Annotated in this window: 16 protein-coding genes; 12 read left to right on the top strand and 4 right to left on the bottom strand. The window is 73.0% G+C overall.

Annotated features, from left to right (window positions below):
* Both pheT and LRP67_RS13250 read left to right on the top strand, forming a co-directional pair.
* Nucleotides 1-2,481, top strand: coding sequence for a phenylalanine--tRNA ligase subunit beta (pheT, locus tag LRP67_RS13245; protein WP_231270630.1), 2,481 nt, complete (start codon nucleotides 1-3; stop codon nucleotides 2,479-2,481).
* Between the two features lie 3 nt (nucleotides 2,482-2,484).
* Complete coding sequence (locus LRP67_RS13250) at nucleotides 2,485-5,604, top strand: AAA family ATPase (protein WP_231270631.1); 3,120 nt, start codon at nucleotides 2,485-2,487, stop codon at nucleotides 5,602-5,604.
* Nucleotides 5,605-5,643: 39 nt separating this feature from the next.
* Here LRP67_RS13250 and LRP67_RS13255 read toward each other — a convergent pair whose 3' ends face one another.
* Genes LRP67_RS13255 through LRP67_RS13270 form a run of 4 tightly spaced genes read right to left on the bottom strand, consistent with a single transcriptional unit; the run spans nucleotide 5,644 to nucleotide 9,433 of the window.
* On the bottom strand, nucleotides 5,644-6,477 hold the full coding sequence (locus LRP67_RS13255; protein WP_231270632.1) for an ABC transporter permease: 834 nt from the start codon (nucleotides 6,475-6,477) through the stop codon (nucleotides 5,644-5,646).
* Nucleotides 6,474-7,496 carry an ATP-binding cassette domain-containing protein gene (locus LRP67_RS13260; RefSeq protein WP_231270633.1) on the bottom strand — a complete coding sequence of 341 codons (1,023 nt, stop codon included), beginning with the start codon at nucleotides 7,494-7,496 and terminating at the stop codon, nucleotides 6,474-6,476. Before LRP67_RS13260 ends, LRP67_RS13255 begins: the two co-directional genes overlap by 4 nt.
* Nucleotides 7,497-7,556: 60 nt before the next feature.
* On the bottom strand, nucleotides 7,557-8,603 hold the full coding sequence (gene mgrA / locus LRP67_RS13265; RefSeq protein ID WP_231270634.1) for an L-glyceraldehyde 3-phosphate reductase: 1,047 nt from the start codon (nucleotides 8,601-8,603) through the stop codon (nucleotides 7,557-7,559).
* 32 nt (nucleotides 8,604-8,635) lie between these two features.
* Nucleotides 8,636-9,433, bottom strand: coding sequence for a maleylpyruvate isomerase family mycothiol-dependent enzyme (locus LRP67_RS13270; protein WP_231270635.1), 798 nt, complete (start codon nucleotides 9,431-9,433; stop codon nucleotides 8,636-8,638).
* A gap of 102 nt (nucleotides 9,434-9,535) precedes the next feature.
* On the opposite strand from LRP67_RS13270, the gene argC reads away from it, so the two are divergent.
* Genes argC through LRP67_RS13320 form a run of 10 tightly spaced genes read left to right on the top strand, consistent with a single transcriptional unit; the run spans nucleotide 9,536 to nucleotide 19,172 of the window.
* Nucleotides 9,536-10,564, top strand: a complete 1,029-nt coding sequence (argC, locus tag LRP67_RS13275; RefSeq protein ID WP_231270636.1) for an N-acetyl-gamma-glutamyl-phosphate reductase — start codon at nucleotides 9,536-9,538, stop codon at nucleotides 10,562-10,564.
* Nucleotides 10,561-11,013, top strand: a complete 453-nt coding sequence (locus tag LRP67_RS13280; protein ID WP_231270637.1) for an ACT domain-containing protein — start codon at nucleotides 10,561-10,563, stop codon at nucleotides 11,011-11,013. The genes argC and LRP67_RS13280 overlap by 4 nt, the downstream gene beginning before the upstream one ends.
* Nucleotides 11,010-12,161 (top strand): bifunctional glutamate N-acetyltransferase/amino-acid acetyltransferase ArgJ, encoded by a 1,152-nt coding sequence (gene argJ / locus LRP67_RS13285; protein WP_231270638.1) that lies wholly within the window; start codon nucleotides 11,010-11,012, stop codon nucleotides 12,159-12,161. The genes LRP67_RS13280 and argJ overlap by 4 nt, the downstream gene beginning before the upstream one ends.
* Nucleotides 12,158-13,078, top strand: a complete 921-nt coding sequence (argB, locus tag LRP67_RS13290; RefSeq protein WP_231270639.1) for an acetylglutamate kinase — start codon at nucleotides 12,158-12,160, stop codon at nucleotides 13,076-13,078. The genes argJ and argB overlap by 4 nt, the downstream gene beginning before the upstream one ends.
* On the top strand, nucleotides 13,078-14,253 hold the full coding sequence (locus LRP67_RS13295; RefSeq protein ID WP_231270655.1) for an acetylornithine transaminase: 1,176 nt from the start codon (nucleotides 13,078-13,080) through the stop codon (nucleotides 14,251-14,253). The genes argB and LRP67_RS13295 overlap by 1 nt, the downstream gene beginning before the upstream one ends.
* On the top strand, nucleotides 14,250-15,185 hold the full coding sequence (gene argF / locus LRP67_RS13300; protein WP_231270640.1) for an ornithine carbamoyltransferase: 936 nt from the start codon (nucleotides 14,250-14,252) through the stop codon (nucleotides 15,183-15,185). The genes LRP67_RS13295 and argF overlap by 4 nt, the downstream gene beginning before the upstream one ends.
* A complete protein-coding gene (locus LRP67_RS13305; protein WP_231270641.1) occupies nucleotides 15,178-15,729 on the top strand; it encodes an arginine repressor in 552 nt (183 codons plus the stop codon). The genes argF and LRP67_RS13305 overlap by 8 nt, the downstream gene beginning before the upstream one ends.
* Nucleotides 15,726-17,156, top strand: coding sequence for an argininosuccinate synthase (argG, locus tag LRP67_RS13310; RefSeq protein ID WP_231270642.1), 1,431 nt, complete (start codon nucleotides 15,726-15,728; stop codon nucleotides 17,154-17,156). Before LRP67_RS13305 ends, argG begins: the two co-directional genes overlap by 4 nt.
* Complete coding sequence (gene argH, locus LRP67_RS13315) at nucleotides 17,156-18,598, top strand: argininosuccinate lyase (RefSeq protein WP_231270643.1); 1,443 nt, start codon at nucleotides 17,156-17,158, stop codon at nucleotides 18,596-18,598. The genes argG and argH overlap by 1 nt, the downstream gene beginning before the upstream one ends.
* On the top strand, nucleotides 18,582-19,172 hold the full coding sequence (locus tag LRP67_RS13320; protein ID WP_231270644.1) for a DNA-3-methyladenine glycosylase: 591 nt from the start codon (nucleotides 18,582-18,584) through the stop codon (nucleotides 19,170-19,172). The genes argH and LRP67_RS13320 overlap by 17 nt, the downstream gene beginning before the upstream one ends.
* Nucleotides 19,173-19,408 lie beyond the last annotated feature (236 nt).

Here is a 19,408-nt window from a genome sequence, read left to right on the forward strand (position 1 = left end):
ATGAAGACCCCCGTCTCCTGGATCCGGGAGTACGTCGACCTGCCGGCCGAGGTCACCACCGACGAGCTGACCGCGCGCCTGACCGCGCTCGGGCTCAAGCTCGAGGCGATCGAGCGGCCCGGCGAGGCGATCACCGGTCCGCTCGTGGTGGGCCGCGTGCTCACGATGGAGCCCGAGCCGCAGAAGAACGGCAAGACCATCAACTGGTGCACCGTCGACGTCGGCGACGCCAACGGCACCGGCGAGCCGCAGGGCATCGTCTGCGGCGCCCACAACTTCGCCCCCGGTGATCTCGTGGTGGTCGTCCTGCCCGGCGGGGTCCTGCCCGGCGACTTCGCGATCTCCGCGCGCAAGACCTACGGCCACACCTCGGCCGGGATGATCTGCTCGGCTGCGGAGCTCGGCCTCGGCGAGGATCACGACGGCATCATCGTGCTGCCGGCCGACGCCGGCGTCCCGGGCGAGAGCGCCTTCGGGCTGCTCGGCCTCGACGAGGAGATCATCGAGTTCGAGATCAACCCCGACCGCGCCTACGCGCTCTCGCTGCGCGGCGTCGCCCGCGAGGCGGCCCTGGCCTACGGCGTGCCGTTCCACGATCCGGCGGCGCGCGAGGTGCCCGCACCCGACGCCGACGGCTACCCCGTCATCATCGAGGACCCGGCCGGGTGCCCGGTCTTCGCCGCGAGGCGGGTCACCGGCTTCGACCCCACCGCCCCGACCCCCGCCTGGATGGCGCGGCGCCTCCAGCAGGCCGGCATGCGCCCGATCTCGTTGGGCGTGGACGTCACCAACTACGTCATGCTCGAGCTGGGCCAGCCCATCCACGGCTACGACGGCGACCGGCTCGACGGCGCGCTGCGCGTGCGCCGGGCCGTCGAGGGCGAGCGGCTCACCACCCTCGACGGCGTCCGCCGGGTCCTGTCGGAGGAGGACCTGGTCATCGTCGACGGATCCGGCCCCATCGGCCTGGCCGGCGTGATGGGCGGGGCCACCACCGAGCTCTCCGAGGCCACCACGCACGTCGTGATCGAGGCCGCCCACTGGGACGCCGTCTCGATGTTCCGCACCGGCAAGCGCCACAAGCTCTCCTCGGAGGCCGGCAAGCGCAACGAGCGCGGCGTCGACCCGCTGCTCCCGGCCGTCGCCGCGGACCGGGTCGCCGAGCTGCTGACGACGTACGGCGGCGGCACGATCGAGCCCGGCGCCACCCTGGTCGGGGTGGTCCCCGAGTCGCCGGCCATCCAGATCGACGCGGACCTGCCGGCGCGCATCACGGGCATGCCGATCACGCCCGAGACCACCGTCGCGCACCTCGAGGCGGTCGGCTGCGCGGTGCAGGCCGACGGCCGGCGCCTCACCGTCACCCCGCCGACCTGGCGACCCGACGTCACCGACCCCTACGACCTGGTCGAGGAGGTCGCCCGCATCGTCGGCTACGACCAGGTGCCGTCGGTGCTGCCCCGCGAAGCCGCCGGGCGCGGGCTGACCCGGACCCAGCGGCTGCGCCGTCGGGTCGGGCGGGTCCTGGCCGGCGCCGGCTGCGTCGAGGTCGTGAGCTTCCCGTTCGTCGGCGAGGCGGCCTTCGATGCGCTCGGGCTTCCGGCCGACGACGTGCTGCGGCGCACCGTCCGGCTGGCCAACCCGATCTCGTCGGAGGAGCCGTCGTACACGACGACCCTGCTGCCGGGTCTGCTGAAGGCCGCGGCTCGCAACCTCGGGCGCGGTGCGCCCGGCGTCGCGCTCTTCGAGACCGGCACGGTGGCCTTCCCGGTCGACCGGGGCCCGGCGCCGATCTACGGCGTCGACCGCCGCCCCGACGACGCCGACCTGGCCAAGCTCCTCGAGGCGCTGCCCGAGCAGCCGCTCCACCTCGGCCTCGTGCTTGCCGGCGAGAGCGAGCGGCCCGGGTGGTGGGGCCCGGGGCGCGAGAGCGGCTGGGCGGACAGCGTGGCGCTGGTGCGCCGGCTCGCCGCGGACCTGGGCGTGGAGCTCACGGTGGCATCGGCCTCGCGCGCTCCGTGGCACCCCGGGCGTTGCGCCCGCCTCGAGGTCGGGGGGATCGAGTTCGGCCACGCCGGCGAGCTGCACCCGAAGGTCTGCAAGGCGTTCGGGCTGCCGGCGCGGAGCGCGGCCGTCGAGCTCGACCTCGACTTCCTGATGAGCCGTGCGGTCGACGTGGTCGCCGGACCCGAGCTGTCGTCGTTCCCGCTGGCGAAGGAGGACGTCGCTCTCGTCGTCGATGCCGCCACCACGGTGGCCGAGGTCGAGGCGGCTCTGCGGGACGGAGCCGGCGACCTGCTGGAGTCGATCCGGCTCTTCGACGTCTTCACCGGCGACCAGATCGGGGAGGGGCGCAAGTCGCTCGCGTTCGCGCTGCGCTTCCGTGCGCCGGACCGCACCCTCACCGAGGAGGACACGGGCGCCGCGCGCGACGCGGCCGTCGCCGTGGCCGCCGAGCGTTGCGGCGCGGTGCAGCGCTAGCGCATGAGCGATCTCGCCCTCCTCGACGGCGCGTCGTGGAGGGGCGCGCCGATCCGGGGCGAGCGGCCGCGGGCCCTGCTCGCGGCGCTGGTCGCCGCCGGCGGCCGCGCGGTGGGTGAGGCGAGGCTCGTCGACGAGGTGTGGGGGGAGGACCGCCCCGCGGGTGCGGCCAAGGCCCTGCAGGTCGTGGTCTCGCGAGCCCGTGCCCAGACCGACCGCGGCGCCGTACTGCGCTTGGAGCAGGGCTACGCGCTGGGCGTGGCTCCCGACGAGGTCGATGCGCTGGTGCAGGGCGCACTGGTCGACCGGGCATGTCGCGCGGAGGATGCCGGGGACACCGTCGCCGCGCGAGACCTGGCCGCAGCCGCGCTGGCCGTGGCCGTGGCCGGCCCGGGGGAGCCGGGTCCGCTCGAGGAGCTGCGCGTACGGGCGCGCGAGCGCCTGGGCGTCGCAACGGCCGTGCTAGGGCGCGCCTGCTCGGCGCGCGGCGAGCACGCCGACGCCCTGCGGCACCTGGGCGCCGTACCCCACCCGGACGAGGTCACGATGGCCGCGCTGCTGCGCAGCGAGCTCGCCGTCCACGGTGCGCCCGCGGCCCTGCAGCGCTACGAGGCTCACCGCAGCGCGCTGGCCGAGCAGCTGGGCGTCGACCCCGGCCCGGTGCTGCAGGCGGTGCACGGCGAGCTGCTCGCCGCGGACAACCCCGTGCGCTCCGGGCTGCGCTACGACTCCACCTCCCTGGTCGGGCGCGACGAGGACCTCCGGGCCCTGCGGGCGGCGCTGCGCGACGCCCGGGTGACCTCGATCCTCGGGCCGGGCGGGCTCGGCAAGACCCGCCTCGCTCACCTCCTGGGCCGCGAGGCCGAGCAGCAGGTGGTGCACTTCGTCGAGCTCGTCGGCGTGACCTCGCCGGAGGACGTGGTCGTCGAGGTGGGCTCCGCCCTCGGCGTGCGCGACTCGGTGAGCGGGCGCCGAGTGCTGAGCCCCCAGGGGCTGCACGACGTCCGCAGCCGCATCGCCGCCCAGCTCGACCAGGCGCCCACCCTGCTCATCCTCGACAACTGCGAGCACGTCATCGGAGCCGTCGCGGACCTGGTCGCCCACCTCGTCGCCGTGTGCGGCCGGCTCCGGGTGCTGACCACCACCCGGGCGCCCCTGGGGATCGCGGCCGAGAAGGTCTTCCCGCTGGCCCAGCTCGACGAGGCGGCCGCCCGCGAGCTGTTCGTCGAGCGGGCCTCCGCGGCCCGTCCCGGGGTCCTCCTCGACACCGACGCCGTACGACGGGTCGTGGCCCGGCTCGACGGGCTCCCGCTCACGATCGAGCTGGCCGCCGCCAAGGTGCGCGCCATGTCCGTCGACGACATCGCCCGCCGGCTGGACGACCGGTTCGGCCTGCTCAGCGGCGCCGACCGCAGCAGGCCGGACCGCCACCAGACACTGCTGAACGTCATCAACTGGTCGTGGAACGTGCTCGGCGAGCGAGAGCGGGACGCGCTCGCGAGGCTGTCGGTGTTCCACGACGGGTTCACCCTCGCCACCGCGGAGGCGGTGCTGCCGGGTGACGCGCTGTCGGCGGTGCAGTCGCTCGTGGACCAGTCGCTGCTGTCGGTGGTCGACGCGGCGGGGACGGTGCGCTACCGGATGCTCGAGACGGTTCGCGAGTTCGGCCGACAGCGGCTCGCCGCCTCCGGGCGCGAGGAGGACGCGCTGACCGCACAGCTGACCTGGGCCCGGGACTTCACCGAGGGGGTGATCGACGACCTCTACTCGGTGCGCCAGTTCGAGGTCATGGACGAGCTGTCCCGCGAGGAGGGCAACCTCGCCGACGTGCTGCGACTCGCCCTGGCCCGCGCCGAGAGGACGACCGCGCTTCGGGTGTTCGCCGGCCTGGGCAACTACTGGAACATCAAGGGCGAGCATCCCCGCGTCTTCGCCCTCGGCGCCGCGATGGAGGACCTGGTCGCGGGCTGGACGCCGTCCGCGGAGGAGGTGCAGGACGCGCTGGACGCGGCCGCGATCCTGACCACCAACACCGTGATCGCGCAGGCCGAGACCCCGGCGGCCTGCCGCGCGCTGCTCGACGACTACGGCGACCTGGCGCGGCGCCCCGCCACGACCGCCCTGGTCACGGTGATGCGCGCCTTCGACCCGCACGACCCCGAGCCGTCTCCGCAGGCGCTCGCAGAGCTGCTGGAGTCCTCCGACCGTGGCGTCGCCATGTCGGCGCGGCATTGGGGCATGCGCGCTCGCGAGGCGGCGGGGGACCTGCTGGGCGCGGTCGCGATGGCCGACCGCGCGCTGGCGCTGTGGCGCGAGGAGGACGGACCCTGGAGTCGGGCCCTCGTGCGCACCCAGCTCGCCGGCCTGCACGAGCAGCTCGGCAACACCGAGCAGGCAGCCGCCCATGCCCTGGCCGCGATCCCGGTGCTCGACCGGCTCGAGGCGTGGGACGACTCGATCTCCACCCGCGCGATCCTGGCCAGCGCCGCGATCGAGGCCGGACGCCTCGACGAGGCGCAGCAGCTCGTGGACCGGGTGACCGAGCTCAACAGCCGCAACACCGCGGGCTTCGGCTCCGGCGTGATCATCACCGCCTGCCGTGCCGAGCTCGCCCTCAGACGCGCAGAGATCCCCGAAGGGCTGGCGCTGTTCCGGCTCGCGATGGAGCAGCTGCGCGACCTCCGGTTCCCGGGGCTGGGCAAGACCACCGGGCTGGAGAGCTGGACGCTGTTCGGCGAGGCGGCGGCCACGACGGCGTACGCGCTGCACGCCCGCGGCGACGAGGGCCGCGACCTCTACGACACCCTGCGGATCAAGGCCGCCCTCGTGCTGGACCCGGCCCGGCAGCCGCTCGAGTACCCGACCGCGGGCATGGTCCTCTATGCCCTCGGCGCCTGGGGCCTGGTCCGTGAGGAGGTGCCCCTCCGCGACGCGGCGCGCCTGCTGGCGCTGGCGCGGCGCTTCTCCTACAGCCGGTTCACGCCGATCCTCGCGTGGCAGCGCACCGCCGAGCTCGTCGAGCGGGCCGCCCCGGGCGAGCTGGAGCGCCTCCGTGCCGAGTACGCCGACCGCAGCGGACCCGACCTCATCGACGAAGCCCGTGCCCTCGTCGCCACCCTCTGACGGGTCAGCGGGGAATCCCGTCAGTTGGTGACGGGTCGGTCACATGCGCCGGGAGTAGGACCGGACGGTCAGGGGGGCGAAGACGGCCACGACGACGGCGAGACCGAGGAAGGCCCAGCCGACGTGGGCGGTGACGGCGCCGTCGTTGGCGAGGTCACGGATCGCGGTGATCACCAGGGAGACCGGGTTCGCGTCGGCGAAGGCCCGCAGCCAGCTCGGCATCGTCTGCGTCGGGACGAATGCGTTGGACAGGAAGGTCAGCGGGAACATCACCATGAGCGAGATGCCCTGCACGCCCTGGGCGTTGCGGCCGACGGTCCCGAACCACGCGAAGATCCAGGCCAGCGACCAGCCGGCGAGGACGGCCAGCAGGATCGCGCCGGCGACGCCGAGCGGCCCGCCACCGGGGCGGTAGCCCATCGCGATGCCGACGCCGAACGTCAGCACCGAGGCGATGAGGTAGCGCAGCATGTCGGCCAGCATCGGGCCGGCCAGCGGTGCGATGCGGGCGATCGGCAGCGACTTGAAGCGGTCGAACACCCCCTTGTCCATGTCCTCGCGCAGCTGTACGCCGGTGGCGATGCAGGCCGTCAGCACCGTCTGGCCGATGAGGCCGGTGATGATGAGGGGGAGGTAGGCGTCGACGTCGCCGGAGATGGCACCGCCGAAGATGTAGGCGAACATCGCCGTGAACAGCAGCGGCTGGATCGTCACGTCGAACATCTGCTCGAAGTTGCGCCGCATCTTCATGGTGGCGCGCCACGCCAGGGTCATGGTCTGGCTGAGCGTCTCCGCGAGCGAGGGATGCGACGGCAGGTCGTCCAGCCCGGCGAGGGTCTGCGCCATGGCAGGGTGCTCCAGGGCGGTGGTCATCGGACGGCCTCCAGCTTCGGGTCGGAGTCGGGATCGGTGGTGGCCCTCGGGTCCTCGGCGCCGTGCCCGGTCAGTGCCAGGAACACCTCGTCGAGGGTCGGCTTCTGGACCGTGGCGCTGGTGATCAGCAGGTCCTCGCTGCGCAGGCCGATGAGCACGTCCGCGGCCAGGTTGGCATCGCGCATGGCGACGTTGATGCCGCCCGCCTCGGGGGTGAGCAGCGGCTCGTCGCCGGCAACCCGGCGTACGACGTCGACCGCGGCAGCGGTCCGGCTGGGGTCGGCCAGGCGCAGCTGGAGGGTCGAGCTGCCGACCTGGCTCTTGAGCTCGTCGGGCGTCCCCTGCGCGACCTTGCGGCCGCGGTCGATGACCGCGATCCGGTGCGCCAGCTGGTCGGCCTCGTCGAGGTACTGCGTGGTGAGCAGCACGGTGGAGCCCTCGGCGACCAGGCCGCGGATCGTCTCCCACATCTGTCCCCGGGTGCGTGGGTCGAGCCCCGTGGTGGGCTCGTCGAGGAAGATCAGCGGCGGGCGGGTGATGAGGCTGACCGCGAGGTCCAGCCGGCGCCGCATGCCGCCGGAGAACTGCGAGATCGGGCGGTCGGCGGCGTCCTCCAGGCCGAACTGCCCGAGCAGCTCTGCGCCGACGAGGCGCGCGCGCCGGGAGCCGAGCCCGAGCAGGCGGCCGAAGAGCAGGAGGTTCTCCGAGGCGGTGAGGTTCTCGTCGACCGAGGCGTACTGCCCCGTCAGGCCGATCAGGCGGCGTACGACGTGCGGCTCGCGCCGCACGTCCTTGCCGAAGATCCTGGCCTCGCCGGCGTCGATGGTCAGCAGCGTCGCCAGCATCTGCAGCATCGTGGTCTTGCCGGCGCCGTTGGGGCCGAGCACCCCGAAGACCTCGCCTCGGGCGACCTCGAGGTCGATGCCGTCGACGGCGCGGTTGGCGCCGAAGCTCTTCACCAGGCCCATGGCCTGCACGGCCGGCTGGTCGGAGCCGGCTCGGGGGGTGCGTGTGGTCATGTCACCATCCTGGCTCCGCGCGGTTTCACCGCGCCTTCACGCCGGTCTCCCGCCGCCGCGCTAGGACTTCGAGGAGGCCGCCCAGAGGTTGATGCCGGAGTCCACCGCGTCCTGCTCGATGGCGTCGAGCTGTGCATCGGAGAGCTCCAGGCGGTCGAGCACCGCGAGGTTGTCGTCGAGCTGGGCCACGCTGCTGGCCCCGATCAGCACCGACGTCACCCGTGGGTCGCGCAGCACCCAGGCCAGCGCCAGCTGCGCCAGCGACTGGCCGCGGTCGCGCGCAAGCTCGTTGAGCCGGCGTACGTGGGCGAGTGCCTCCTCGCTCAGCAGCGACGGGTCGAGCGACTTGCCCTGGGCGGCGCGCGAGCCCTCGGGGATGCCGTCGAGGTAGCGGTCGGTGAGCATGCCCTGGGCCAGCGGGGAGAACGCGATGCACCCCACCCCCTCCTCGCCCAGCACGTCGAGCAGCGAGGGGTCGCCGTCCTCCACCCACCGGTTGAGCATCGAGTACGACGGCTGGTGGATCAGCAGCGGCACGCCCATCTCGCGCAGCAGCCCGGCCGCCTCGCGCGTGCGCTCGGCGGAGTACGACGAGATGCCGGCGTAGGTCGCCCGGCCCGACTGCACCGCGGTCGCCAGCGCGCCCATGGTCTCCTCGAGCGGCGTCTGCGGGTCGAAGCGGTGGCTGTAGAAGATGTCGACGTGCTCCAGGCCCATCCGCGCCAGGCTCTGGTCGAGCGAGGCGAGCAGGTACTTGCGCGAGCCCCACTCGCCGTAGGGCCCCGGCCACATGTCGTAGCCGGCCTTGGTGGAGATGACCAGCTCGTCGCGGTAGGGCCGGAAGTCGTCGGCGAAGATGCGTCCGAAGTTGGTCTCCGCCGAGCCGTAGGGCGGGCCGTAGTTGTTGGCCAGGTCGAAGTGGGTGACGCCGCGGTCGAACGCGCGCCGCAGGATCGCCCGCTGGGTCTCGATGGGCTTGTCGTCTCCGAAGTTGTGCCACAGCCCCAGGGAGACCGCCGGCAGCTTGAGGCCGGACCGGCCGCAGCGGCGGTAGGCGTGGGAGTCGTAGCGGTCGTCGGCGGCGCGGTAGGGCTCGGGCGTGGTCATGGCCTCGATCCTGCCGCACGACTCCAGGGCGGTCAGTCCAGCGGCTCGCTGACCGCCCGCATCAGGGCGTCGTACGCCGTCCGGTCGCCGCTCACCTCGATGCCGGCGTCGTCGCGGCGCCGCCACAGCCAGGCGTCGAGGTCGGACGCGCGGCCCCGGACGGTGGCGTCGGCGTCTCCTGGCTCGTCCAGGGCGAGGTGCGGGCCGTCGTGGACCTTGCCGGACTCCGGATCGGTGCCGTAGAACATCCCCGGTCTGACGTAGAGAGACCGGGCGACGTCGGTCATGTCGATGCGGACCAGCGCGTCACCGAGCTCGGTGCGACCCCACGGCGGCGCCGCGCCGCCGTACATGACCTCCATCAGCTCGGCGACGCCGTCCGCGGACAGGCGCGGGTCCAGGTCGGTCACGCACCCTGCGGTCTGCTCGGCGTCGAGGCGGTGGATCAGGGCCTCCTGGGCCTGGCGGCGGAAGGTGAACCCCACCGTCCGCTCCTGCGCCCAGGACCACGCGGCCTCAGCGGGCTCGGCGACCTCGAGCTGCGCCAGCAGCGCGGCGGACTGCTCGTCGAAGTAGGCGAGGAGCTCACCGTAGGAGTCGGGGCGCTCCGGCTCGGCGAAGTCTGCCTCGGCGGGGGCGGCCGGCCGCGAGCGGATGCGGCCCGCCCAGAAGCGCTGCACCCCGGCGAGGTGCCACAACAGGTCGGCGGCGTCCCACTCCGGGCACGCCGGGACCCGTGCCGCCGGGTCGCAGGTCGCCAGCACGTCGCGGAACCGCGCCGAGTCGCGGCGCAGGTGCTCGAGGTACTCCGGGAAGTCGAGTCGGCTCATGCTCGCTACCGTAGAGCGAGACTCGGACGTGCTGCGTCCGGTTTTCTCGGCCCCAGGAAACCTGGTGCACATGAACATGCAGAGATCTGTATAGTCATGCACATGACGTTCACGGTAGCCGTGGCCGGTGCCTCCGGGTACGCCGGCGGCGAGGTCCTGCGCCTCCTGCTGGCCCACCCCGAGGCGGAGATCGGCGCGCTCACCGCCGGCAGCAATGCGGGGGAGCTGCTGGGCTCGCTCCAGCCGCACCTGGTCCCCCTAGCCGACCGCGTCCTGGAGCCGACGACGCTCGAGACCCTGGCCGGCCACGATGTCGTGTTCCTGGCGCTGCCCCACGGGCAGTCGGGCGAGCTCGCCGCGCAGCTGCCCGACAGCACCGTGGTCGTCGACTGCGGCGCCGACTTCCGGCTGCGCGACGCGGGGGAGTGGGAGCGCTTCTACGGCGGCGCCCACGCCGGCACCTGGCCCTACGGGCTGCCCGAGCTGCCCGGTCAGCGCGAGGTGCTCGCCGCCGCGACCCGGATCGCCGTCCCCGGCTGCTACCCGACGGTCTCCACCCTGTCGCTGGCCCCGGCCGTCGCCGCCGGCCTGGTCGAGCCGGACGTCGTCGTCGTGGCGGCCTCGGGCACCAGCGGCGCGGGCAAGGCGGCCAAGCCGCACCTGCTCGGCAGCGAGATCATGGGCAATGCCAGCGCCTACGGCGTCGGCGGCGGCCACCGGCACACCCCAGAGATCACCCAGAACCTCTCCGCGCTCACGGGCGAGCGGGTGCGGGTCAGCTTCACCCCGTTGCTGGTCCCGATGCCGCGCGGCATCCTCGCCACCTGCTCCGCGCCGCTGCGCGGCGACGTCTCGGTCCAGGACGCGTACGCCGTCTACGCCAAGGCCTACGCCGACGAGCCCTTCGTGCACGTGCTGCCGGCGGGACAGTGGCCGCAGACCAAGTCCGTCATCGGCTCCAACGCCGTCCACCTCCAGGTGACCGTCGACCCCGTCGCCGGCCGCCTGGTCGTCGTCGGTGCCGTCGACAACCTCGCCAAGGGCACGGGCGGCGCCGCCGTCCAGTGCATGAACCTCGCGCTCGGGCTCGAAGAGAGCCTCGGCCTGACCACCGTAGGGATCGCACCATGACCGATGAGCAGACCACCGACCAGGCCGAGGGCCCGGTCTACACGCTGCAGCAGTTCCCCGAGAAGCTTGCGGTGGTCAAGCTGCCGCCGGGCGCGGAGATCCCGGAGTGGGCGGAGTCCTCCTCCCTCTTCTCGATCACGGCCACGGCCACCGAGACCTCGCTGGTCTGCGCCGGGCGCAGCGTGCCGACCAAGCAGGTCGCCCAGAAGGGCATGACCGCCTTCGCCCTCATGGGGCCTCTCGACCTCGCCCTCACCGGGGTGCTGGCGTCGCTGCTGGTGCCGCTGGCCGAGGCGGAGATCAGCGTGTTCACGATCTCGACGTACGACACCGACTGGATCCTGGTCCCGGTGGCCAAGGCGGAGGACGCCGCGGAGGCGTGGCGACGACGGGGGCACACCGTCAACCTCGCCGTCCCCGTCGAACCCGCCCGGAAGAAGAAGAAATGACCGTCACCACCCCCGCCGGATTCCGCGCCGCAGGCGTCGCCGCCGGCCTGAAGTCCTCCGGTGCGCAGGACCTCGCGCTCGTCGTCAACGACGGGCCGACGTACGACTCGGCCAGTGTCTTCACGGCCAACCGCTGCAAGGCCAACCCGATCCTGTGGAGCCAGGAGGTGGTCAAGGACGGGGTCGTGCGTGCCGTCGTCCTCAACTCCGGCGGGGCCAACTGCTACACGGGCCCCGACGGCTTCCAGACCACGCACGCCGTGGCCGAGAAGGTCGGCACGGTCGTCGGGGTCGGCGCCGGCGACGTCGTCGTCTGCTCGACCGGTCTCATCGGCCTGGCCAACGACCGCGACGCGCTGCTCGCCGGCGTGGACGCGGCGTACGGCGCACTGTCGCGGGAGGGCGGCGCCGACGCGGCGGCCGCGATCATGACCACCGACTCGGTGAGCAAGCAGGTCGTCGTCGAGGGCGCCGGCTGGTCCATCGGCGGGATGGCGAAGGGCGCCGGCATGCTGGCGCCGCAGCTCGCGACGATGCTGGTCGTGCTGACCACCGACGCCGTCGTGCCAGCCGCCGACCTGGACACCGCGCTGCGCGCCGCGACCCGGGTCACGTTCGACCGGCTCGACTCCGACGGGTGCATGTCCACCAACGACACCGTGACCGTGATGGCCAGCGGCGCCAGCGGCATCACCCCGACCCTGCCGGACTTCACCGACGCGCTGACCCAGGCCTGCTCCGACCTCGCGATGCAGCTGCTTCGTGACGCCGAGGGGGCCGACCACGAGATCGCGATCACCGTGCTCAACGCGGCGTCCGAGGACGATGCGGTCGAGGCGGCCCGCAGCGTGGCCCGCAGCAACCTCTTCAAGGCCGCCGTGTTCGGCAACGACCCCAACTGGGGGCGGGTGCTCGCCAGCATCGGCACGACGCAGGCGACGTTCGACCCGGCCGACCTCGACGTCGCGATGAACGGCGTCTGGGTATGCCGCCGCTCCACACCGGCGGCCGACCCTGCCGAAGTCGATCTGAAGCCCCGCGAGGTCAGCGTGACGATCGACCTCAAGTCCGGCGACGCCCGTGCGACCGTCTGGACCAACGACCTCACCCACGCGTACGTCCACGAGAACAGTGCCTACTCCTCATGACCCAGACTTTCGGCAAGCCCGACCCCGCCAAGGCCGCCGTGCTGGCCGGCGCCCTCCCGTGGCTGAAGGCCTACCACGACAAGATCGTCGTGGTGAAGTACGGCGGCAACGCCATGACCGACGACGGCCTCAAGCGCGCGTTCGCCGAGGACATCGCGTTTCTGCGCTTCGCCGGCTTCAAGCCGGTCGTCGTGCACGGCGGCGGCCCGCAGATCTCCCGGATGCTGGACAAGCTCGGCATCGAGTCGGAGTTCCGTGGCGGCCTGCGGGTCACCACCCCCGAGGCGATGGAGGTCGTGCGGATGGTGCTCGTCGGCCAGGTCCAGCGCGAGCTCGTCGGCATGATCAACGAGCACGGCCCGCTCGCCGTCGGTCTCTCCGGTGAGGACGCCGGGCTGTTCACCGCCGAGCAGACCAACACCATCGTCGACGGCGAGGAGGTCGACCTCGGGCTCGTCGGCGAGGTCACCAGCGTGCGGCCGGAGTCGGTGCTCGACCTCATCGAGGCCGGGCGGATCCCGGTCGTGTCCAGCGTGGCTCCCGACGTCCTCGGCCAGGTCCACAACGTCAACGCCGACCTCGCCGCCGCCTCGCTGGCGGTCGCGCTGCGCGCGGAGAAGCTGCTCGTCCTCACCGACGTCGAGGGCCTCTACCTCGACTGGCCGAGCTCCGACGACGTCATCGGCGAGATCAGTCCCGACGCGCTCGCCGAGCTGATGCCGAGCCTGGCGAGCGGCATGGTGCCCAAGATGGGCGCCTGCCTCCAGGCCGTGCGCGGCGGGGTCAGCCGCGCGACCGTGGTCGACGGCCGTCAGCAGCACGCCGTGCTGCTCGAGCTCTTCACCGACGAGGGCGTCGGCACCCAGGTGCTGCCCGGCGTCGAGACCAAGACGCGCAAGGCGAGGGACACCCCGTGATGACCGACGCGACCTGGGGCGAGCGGTACGCCGCCTCGCTCATGAACACCTTCGGCCCGCCCAAGCTCACCTTGGTGCGCGGCGCGGGCGCCCACGTCTGGGACGCCGACGGCAAGGAGTACGTCGACCTGCTCGGCGGCATCGCCGTCAACGCGCTCGGTCATGCCCACCCGGCGCTGGTCGAGGCCGTCACCTCGCAGCTGTCGACGCTCGGCCACGTCTCCAACCTCTTCACCTCCCCGCCGCAGGTCGAGCTCGCCGAGAGGCTGCTCGCCCTCCTGGACGCCGGCCCCGGCAAGGTCTTCCTCACCAACTCCGGCGCCGAGTCCAACGAGGCCGCCTTCAAGCTGACCCGCCGCACCGGCCGCACCCACGTCGTCGCCGCCGAGGGCGGCTTCCACGGCCGGACGATGGGCGCCCTGGCGCTGACCTCCAAAGAGGCCTACCGCACGCCGTTCGCACCCCTGCCCGGCGAGGTCACGTTCGTGCCGTACGGCGACGTCGATGCGCTCGCCGCGGCGGTCACCGATCGGACCGCCGCGATCCTGCTCGAGCCCCTGCAGGGGGAGGCGGGCGTCGTGGTGCCGCCCGGCGGCTACCTCGCCACCGCCCGTGCGGTGGCCGACGAGCACGGCGCGCTGCTGTGGCTCGACGAGGTGCAGACCGGCATGGGCCGCACCGGCGCCTGGTTCGCGCACGCCGCCTCCGGCGTACGGCCCGACGTCGTGACGCTGGCCAAGGGCCTGGGCGGCGGCTTCCCGATCGGGGCCTGCATCGGCGTGGGGGAGGCCGGCACGCTGCTTGAGCCGGGCAACCACGGGACCACGTTCGGCGGCAACCCGGTTGCCTGCGCGGCCGCGCTCGCGGTCATCGCCACGATCGAGTCCGAGGGCCTGCTCGAGCACGTCACCGTGCTCGGGCAGCGGCTCCGCGACGGGCTGGCGGCTGACCCCCGCGTCACCGAGGTGCGCGGCGAGGGCCTGCTCATCGGCCTCGACCTGGACGCCGACGTCTCGGCCGAGGTCGCCGCCGCCGCCCTCGCCCGCGGCTTCATCGTCAACAACCCGACGCCGAGCCGGATCCGCCTGGCGCCGCCGCTGGTGCTCAGCCGGGACGACGCCGACGCGTTCCTGGCCGAGTGGCCGCTGCTCCTGGACGAGGTGATGGGCGCATGAGGCACTTCCTCGCCGACGACGACCTCGGCCCCGACGAGCAGGCGCAGGTCCTGCGCCTGGCCGCCGAGCTCAAGGCCGCGCCGTACGACGCGAAGCCGCTGGCGGGGCCGCGGACCGTGGCGATGATCTTCGACAAGCCGACCCTGCGCACGCAGGCTTCCTTCGCGGCCGGCATCGCCGAGCTCGGCGGGCACCCCATGCTCGTGGACGGGGCGCTGGCGGGGATCGGCGTGCGCGAGTCGGTGCCGGACGTCGCGCGGGTGCTGGGGCGGCAGGCCTCCGCGATCGTGTGGCGCACCTTCGAGCAGTCCGCGCTGGAGCAGATGGCCGAGCACGCGGGCGTCCCCGTCGTCAACGCGCTGACCGACCTGTTCCACCCCTGCCAGCTGCTCGCCGACCTGCTCACCGTGCAGGAGCACCGCGGCCAGCTGGCCGGGCTGCGCGTGGCGTTCCTCGGCGACGCGGCCTGCAACATGGGCAACTCCTGGCTGCTCGCGGGCGCCACCGCCGGCATGCACGTCATCCTGGCCGCTCCCGAGGGCTACCTGCCGAGCGAGGAGATGTTCGCCCGCGCCACCGCCATCACGTCGTACGCCGGCGGCTCGGTCGCCGGCACCCACGACGCGGTCGCGGCCGTCACCGGCGCGGACGTGGTCGTCACCGACACCTGGGTGTCGATGGGCAAGGAGGGGGAGTCCGCGGCCAGGGAGCGCGTGCTCGCCGGCTACCGCCTGACCCCGGAGCTGCTGGCGCACGCCGGCCCGGAAGCCCTCGTCCTGCACTGCCTGCCCGCCTATCGCGGCAAGGAGATCGCCGCCGAGGTGCTCGACGGCCCGCAGAGCGTGGTCTGGGACGAGGCGGAGAACCGCCGCCACGCCCAGAAGGCCGTCCTCACCTACCTGGTCGGTGCCGCCGGAGACAGCGATGGATGACGTGTTGCGCCCGGCCACCAAGAACGCCCGGCACCAGCTGATCATCGACCTGGTCACCCACCGCGAGGTGCGCTCCCAGGGGGAGCTCGCCGACCTGCTGGCCGCCGAGGGCGTCCACGTCACCCAGGCGACGCTCTCGCGCGACCTGGTCGAGCTCGAGGCGGTCAAGGTGCGCGACGGCTCCGGCGCCCTCGTCTACGCCGTGCCGGGGGAGGGCGGCGACCGCCGCGCCCTGCCTCCGCGCGAGACGCACGCCTCGATCCAGCGCCTCGCGAAGCTGTGCGCCGACCTGCTGGTCAGCGCCGACTCCTCGGCCAACCTGGTCGTGCTGCGCACTCCTCCCGGCGCCGCCCAGTTCCTGGCGTCGGCCTTCGACAAGACCGAGTTCCCCGACGTCCTCGGCACCATCGCCGGCGACGACACCGTCCTCGTCATCGGCCGCGACCCCACCGGCGGCGACGACCTGGCCCGGCGCTTCCTGGCGCTCGCCGAGGTCCCCGCACCCCCGTCCACCACCGCACTGCAAGCAGAGGAACCCACGTGAGCAAGGTCCTGACCACCCTCCCCGTCGGCGAACGTGTCGGCATCGCCTTCTCCGGCGGCCTCGACACCTCGGTCGCGGTCGCGTGGATGCGCGCCAAGGGGGCGGTCCCCTGCACCTACACCGCCGACATCGGCCAGTACGACGAGCCCGACATCTCCGGGGTGCCCCTGCGCGCCCTGGAGTACGGCGCCGAGCTCTCGCGCGCCGTCGACTGCCGCCCGCAGCTCGTCGAGGAGGGGCTGGCCGCCCTGGCCTGCGGCGCCTTCCACATCCGGTCCGGGGGGCGCGCCTACTTCAACACCACGCCGCTGGGCCGCGCCGTCACCGGCACCATGCTGGTGCGCGCGATGCACGAGGACGGCGTCGACATCTGGGGCGACGGGTCGACCTTCAAGGGCAACGACATCGAGCGGTTCTACCGCTACGGCCTGCTCGCCAACCCCGACCTGCGCATCTACAAGCCGTGGCTCGACGCCGACTTCGTGCACGAGCTCGGCGGCCGCACCGAGATGAGCCAGTGGCTCACCGAGCGCGGCCTGCCCTACCGCGACAGCCAGGAGAAGGCCTACTCCACCGACGCCAACATCTGGGGCGCCACCCACGAAGCCAAGACGCTCGAGCACCTCGACGTCTCGCTCGAGACGGTCCAGCCGATCATGGGCGTGCGCTTCTGGGACCCCGCCGTGGAGATCCCCACCGAGGACGTGACGATCCGCTTCGAGGCCGGTCGCCCGGTCGCCATCGACGGCACGACCTACGACGACGCGGTGGCGTTGGTGCACGAGGCCAACACCATCGGCGGGCGCCACGGGCTGGGCATGAGCGACCAGATCGAGAACCGCATCATCGAGGCCAAGTCCCGCGGCATCTACGAGGCGCCCGGCATGGCGCTGCTCTGGGCCGCCTACGAGCGGCTGCTCAACGCCGTACACAACGAGGACACGATCGCCAACTACCACACGCAGGGACGCCAGCTCGGCCGGCTGCTCTACGAGGGCCGCTGGCTGGACCCCCAGGCGCTGATGCTGCGGGAGGGCATCCAGCGCTGGATCGCCTCCCTGGTCACCGGCGAGGTGACGCTGCGGCTGCGCCGCGGGGAGGACTACACGGTCCTGCGCACCGACGGCCCGGCGTTCTCCTACCACCCCGAGAAGCTGTCCATGGAGCGCACCGACAACGCCGTCTTCGGCCCGACCGACCGCATCGGCCAGCTGACGATGCGCAACCTCGACATCGCCGACTCGCGCGCCAAGCTGGAGCTGTACGCCGGCCAGCCGCTCGACCAGGGCCAGGTGCTGGTCGAGCACGGCACCCTCTTCGGCGAGCTGCCCGCGGGCGGCGCGGAACGGATCACCTACAACCCGGAGGCGGCCACCGCCGAGGACGAGGCGCTCGACCGCGCCGCCATGGAGGCAGGGACCGACTGATGGCCGAGGAGACGCCCCCCGAGGCGCGACAGGGGACCAACGAGGGCAAGCTCTGGGGCGGCCGGTTCGCCGGTGGTCCCTCTCCCGAGCTCGACGCACTCTCACGCTCGACCCACTTCGACTGGCGGCTGACCCCCTACGACCTGGCGGGCTCGCGCGCCCACGCGCGCGCCCTGCACCGTGCCGGGCTGCTCAGCGACGAGGAGCTGGCGGAGCTGCTGCGGGGCTGCGACGTGCTCGGGGAGCGCTACGTCGCCGGCGAGCTGCACCCGGACCCCAGCGACGAGGACGTCCACGGCGCGCTCGAGCGCCTGCTCCTGGCCGAGGTGGGGGCCGACGTCGGCGGCCGCATCCGTGCCGGCCGCAGCCGCAACGACCAGATCGCCACCCTGTTCAAGGTGTTCCTGCGCGACCACGGACGGGTCGTGGCGGGGCTCGTGCTCGACCTCGTCGACGTGCTCGCGGGCCAGGCGCGCGACCACCTCGACGTCGTGATGCCGGGGCGCACCCACCTCCAGCACGCCCAGCCGGTGCTGCTGGCCCACCATCTCCTGGCCCACGCCTGGCCGTTGCTGCGCGACGTCGACCGGCTGCTCGACTGGGACGCGCGGGTCGCCGCCGACTCGCCGTACGGCTCCGGTGCCCTGGCCGGCTCCAGCCTCGGCCTCGACCCGGTCCGGGTCGCCACGGAGCTCGGCTTCACCGGGTCGTCGGCCAACTCGATCGACGGCACCTCGGCCCGCGACTTCGTCGCGGAGTTCGCCTACGTCGCCGCCCAGGTCGGCGTCGACGTCAGCCGGCTCGCCGAGGAGGTCATCCTCTGGTCGACCCGCGAGTTCGGCTTCGTCCGCCTGCACGACTCGTGGTCCACGGGGTCGAGCATCATGCCCCAGAAGAAGAACCCCGACATCGCCGAGCTGGCCCGCGGCAAGGCCGGCCGCGTGGTCGGCAACCTCACCGGCCTGATGACCACGCTCAAGGCACTGCCGCTGGCCTACAACCGGGACCTGCAGGAGGACAAGGAGCCGGTGTTCGACTCCGTCGACACCCTCGAGGTCCTGCTGCCGGCGTTCTCCGGCATGGTCGCCACGCTGCGCTTCGACACCGAGCGGCTCGCCGAGCTGGCGCCCCAGGGGTTCTCCCTGGCCACCGACGTGGCGGAGTGGCTGGTCCGCCAGGGGGTGGCGTTCCGGATCGCCCACGAGGTCGCGGGCGCCTGCGTGCAGCGCTGCGAGGAGCTCGGCGTCGAGCTGGACGAGCTCACCGACGAGCAGTTCGCGGAGATCTCGCCGGCCCTCACCCCCGACGTGCGCTCGGTGCTGACCGTGGAGGGCTCGGTGGCCTCGCGCGATGGCCGCGGCGGCACGGCCCCCGTCCGCGTGCGAGAGCAGCTCCAGGAGCTCCTGGAGCGCGCAGCCGCCTACCGTGAGCGCCTCGCCTGAGCTTCGGCGCCTCCTGCTGGGGCGTCCCGAGGAGGTGGCGCCGCTGCTGCTCAACGCGGTGCTCCGGCACGGGGACGTCGCCGTGCGGCTGACCGAGGTCGAGGCGTACGCCGGCGCGGACGACCCCGGGTCCCATGCGTTCCGCGGCCGCACCCGGCGCAATGCTGTGATGTTCGGCTCACCCGGGCACCTGTACTGCTACTTCACCTACGGCATGCACGTGTGCGCCAACGCCGTCGCCGGGCCCGAGGGCACCGCCGGCGGCATCCTGCTCCGGGCCGGCGAGGTCGTCGACGGCCTGGAGCTCGCACGAGCCCGGCGCCCCGGCTCCAGCGACCGGGACCTGGCGCGGGGACCGGCCCGGCTCTGCCGCGCCCTGGACATCGCGCTGAGCCACGACGGCACCGACCTGACGGCGGGCGAGATCACCCTCGAGGTGGGCACGCCGCCGCCCGTGGTCGAGGCCGGGCCGAGGGTCGGACTGCGCGCGGCCCCGGAGCGTCCGTGGCGGTTCTGGACGCCTGGAGAGCCCTCCGTGAGCGCCTACCGACCCGCCAAACGACCCCCGAGTTGACGTCTCTGGGGACAGCCCGTAATGTTCTCCGGGTTGCCCCAGAACGGCCCGAGAGGGTCCGGAGGGAGAGCAGCCAGTAGCCCCGCAAGAGGCCGGAAACGGTCTCCAGAGGTGTGCGTCTGATACTTGAGAACTCAACAGTGTGTCATAGTCGATGAATTAGTTTGTATGCCCCTCATCTTTTGGGTGTTGGGTTGTTTTTTCGGCATTAATGATTCTGGCAATTGTCAGTTTTG

Origin of the sequence: Nocardioides sp. cx-169 (assembly GCF_021083605.1) — a bacterium.
GTDB lineage: Bacteria > Actinomycetota > Actinomycetes > Propionibacteriales > Nocardioidaceae > Nocardioides.

Coding starts and splice junctions, on each gene's coding strand:
- pheT (WP_231270630.1), top strand. CDS start 1: ATGAAGACCCCCGTCTCCTGGATCCGGGAGTACGTCGACCTGCCGGCC.
- LRP67_RS13250 (WP_231270631.1), top strand. CDS start 2,485: ATGAGCGATCTCGCCCTCCTCGACGGCGCGTCGTGGAGGGGCGCGCCG.
- LRP67_RS13255 (WP_231270632.1), bottom strand. CDS start 6,477: ATGACCACCGCCCTGGAGCACCCTGCCATGGCGCAGACCCTCGCCGGG.
- LRP67_RS13260 (WP_231270633.1), bottom strand. CDS start 7,496: ATGACCACACGCACCCCCCGAGCCGGCTCCGACCAGCCGGCCGTGCAG.
- mgrA (WP_231270634.1), bottom strand. CDS start 8,603: ATGACCACGCCCGAGCCCTACCGCGCCGCCGACGACCGCTACGACTCC.
- LRP67_RS13270 (WP_231270635.1), bottom strand. CDS start 9,433: ATGAGCCGACTCGACTTCCCGGAGTACCTCGAGCACCTGCGCCGCGAC.
- argC (WP_231270636.1), top strand. CDS start 9,536: ATGACGTTCACGGTAGCCGTGGCCGGTGCCTCCGGGTACGCCGGCGGC.
- LRP67_RS13280 (WP_231270637.1), top strand. CDS start 10,561: ATGACCGATGAGCAGACCACCGACCAGGCCGAGGGCCCGGTCTACACG.
- argJ (WP_231270638.1), top strand. CDS start 11,010: ATGACCGTCACCACCCCCGCCGGATTCCGCGCCGCAGGCGTCGCCGCC.
- argB (WP_231270639.1), top strand. CDS start 12,158: ATGACCCAGACTTTCGGCAAGCCCGACCCCGCCAAGGCCGCCGTGCTG.
- LRP67_RS13295 (WP_231270655.1), top strand. CDS start 13,078: ATGACCGACGCGACCTGGGGCGAGCGGTACGCCGCCTCGCTCATGAAC.
- argF (WP_231270640.1), top strand. CDS start 14,250: ATGAGGCACTTCCTCGCCGACGACGACCTCGGCCCCGACGAGCAGGCG.
- LRP67_RS13305 (WP_231270641.1), top strand. CDS start 15,178: ATGGATGACGTGTTGCGCCCGGCCACCAAGAACGCCCGGCACCAGCTG.
- argH (WP_231270643.1), top strand. CDS start 17,156: ATGGCCGAGGAGACGCCCCCCGAGGCGCGACAGGGGACCAACGAGGGC.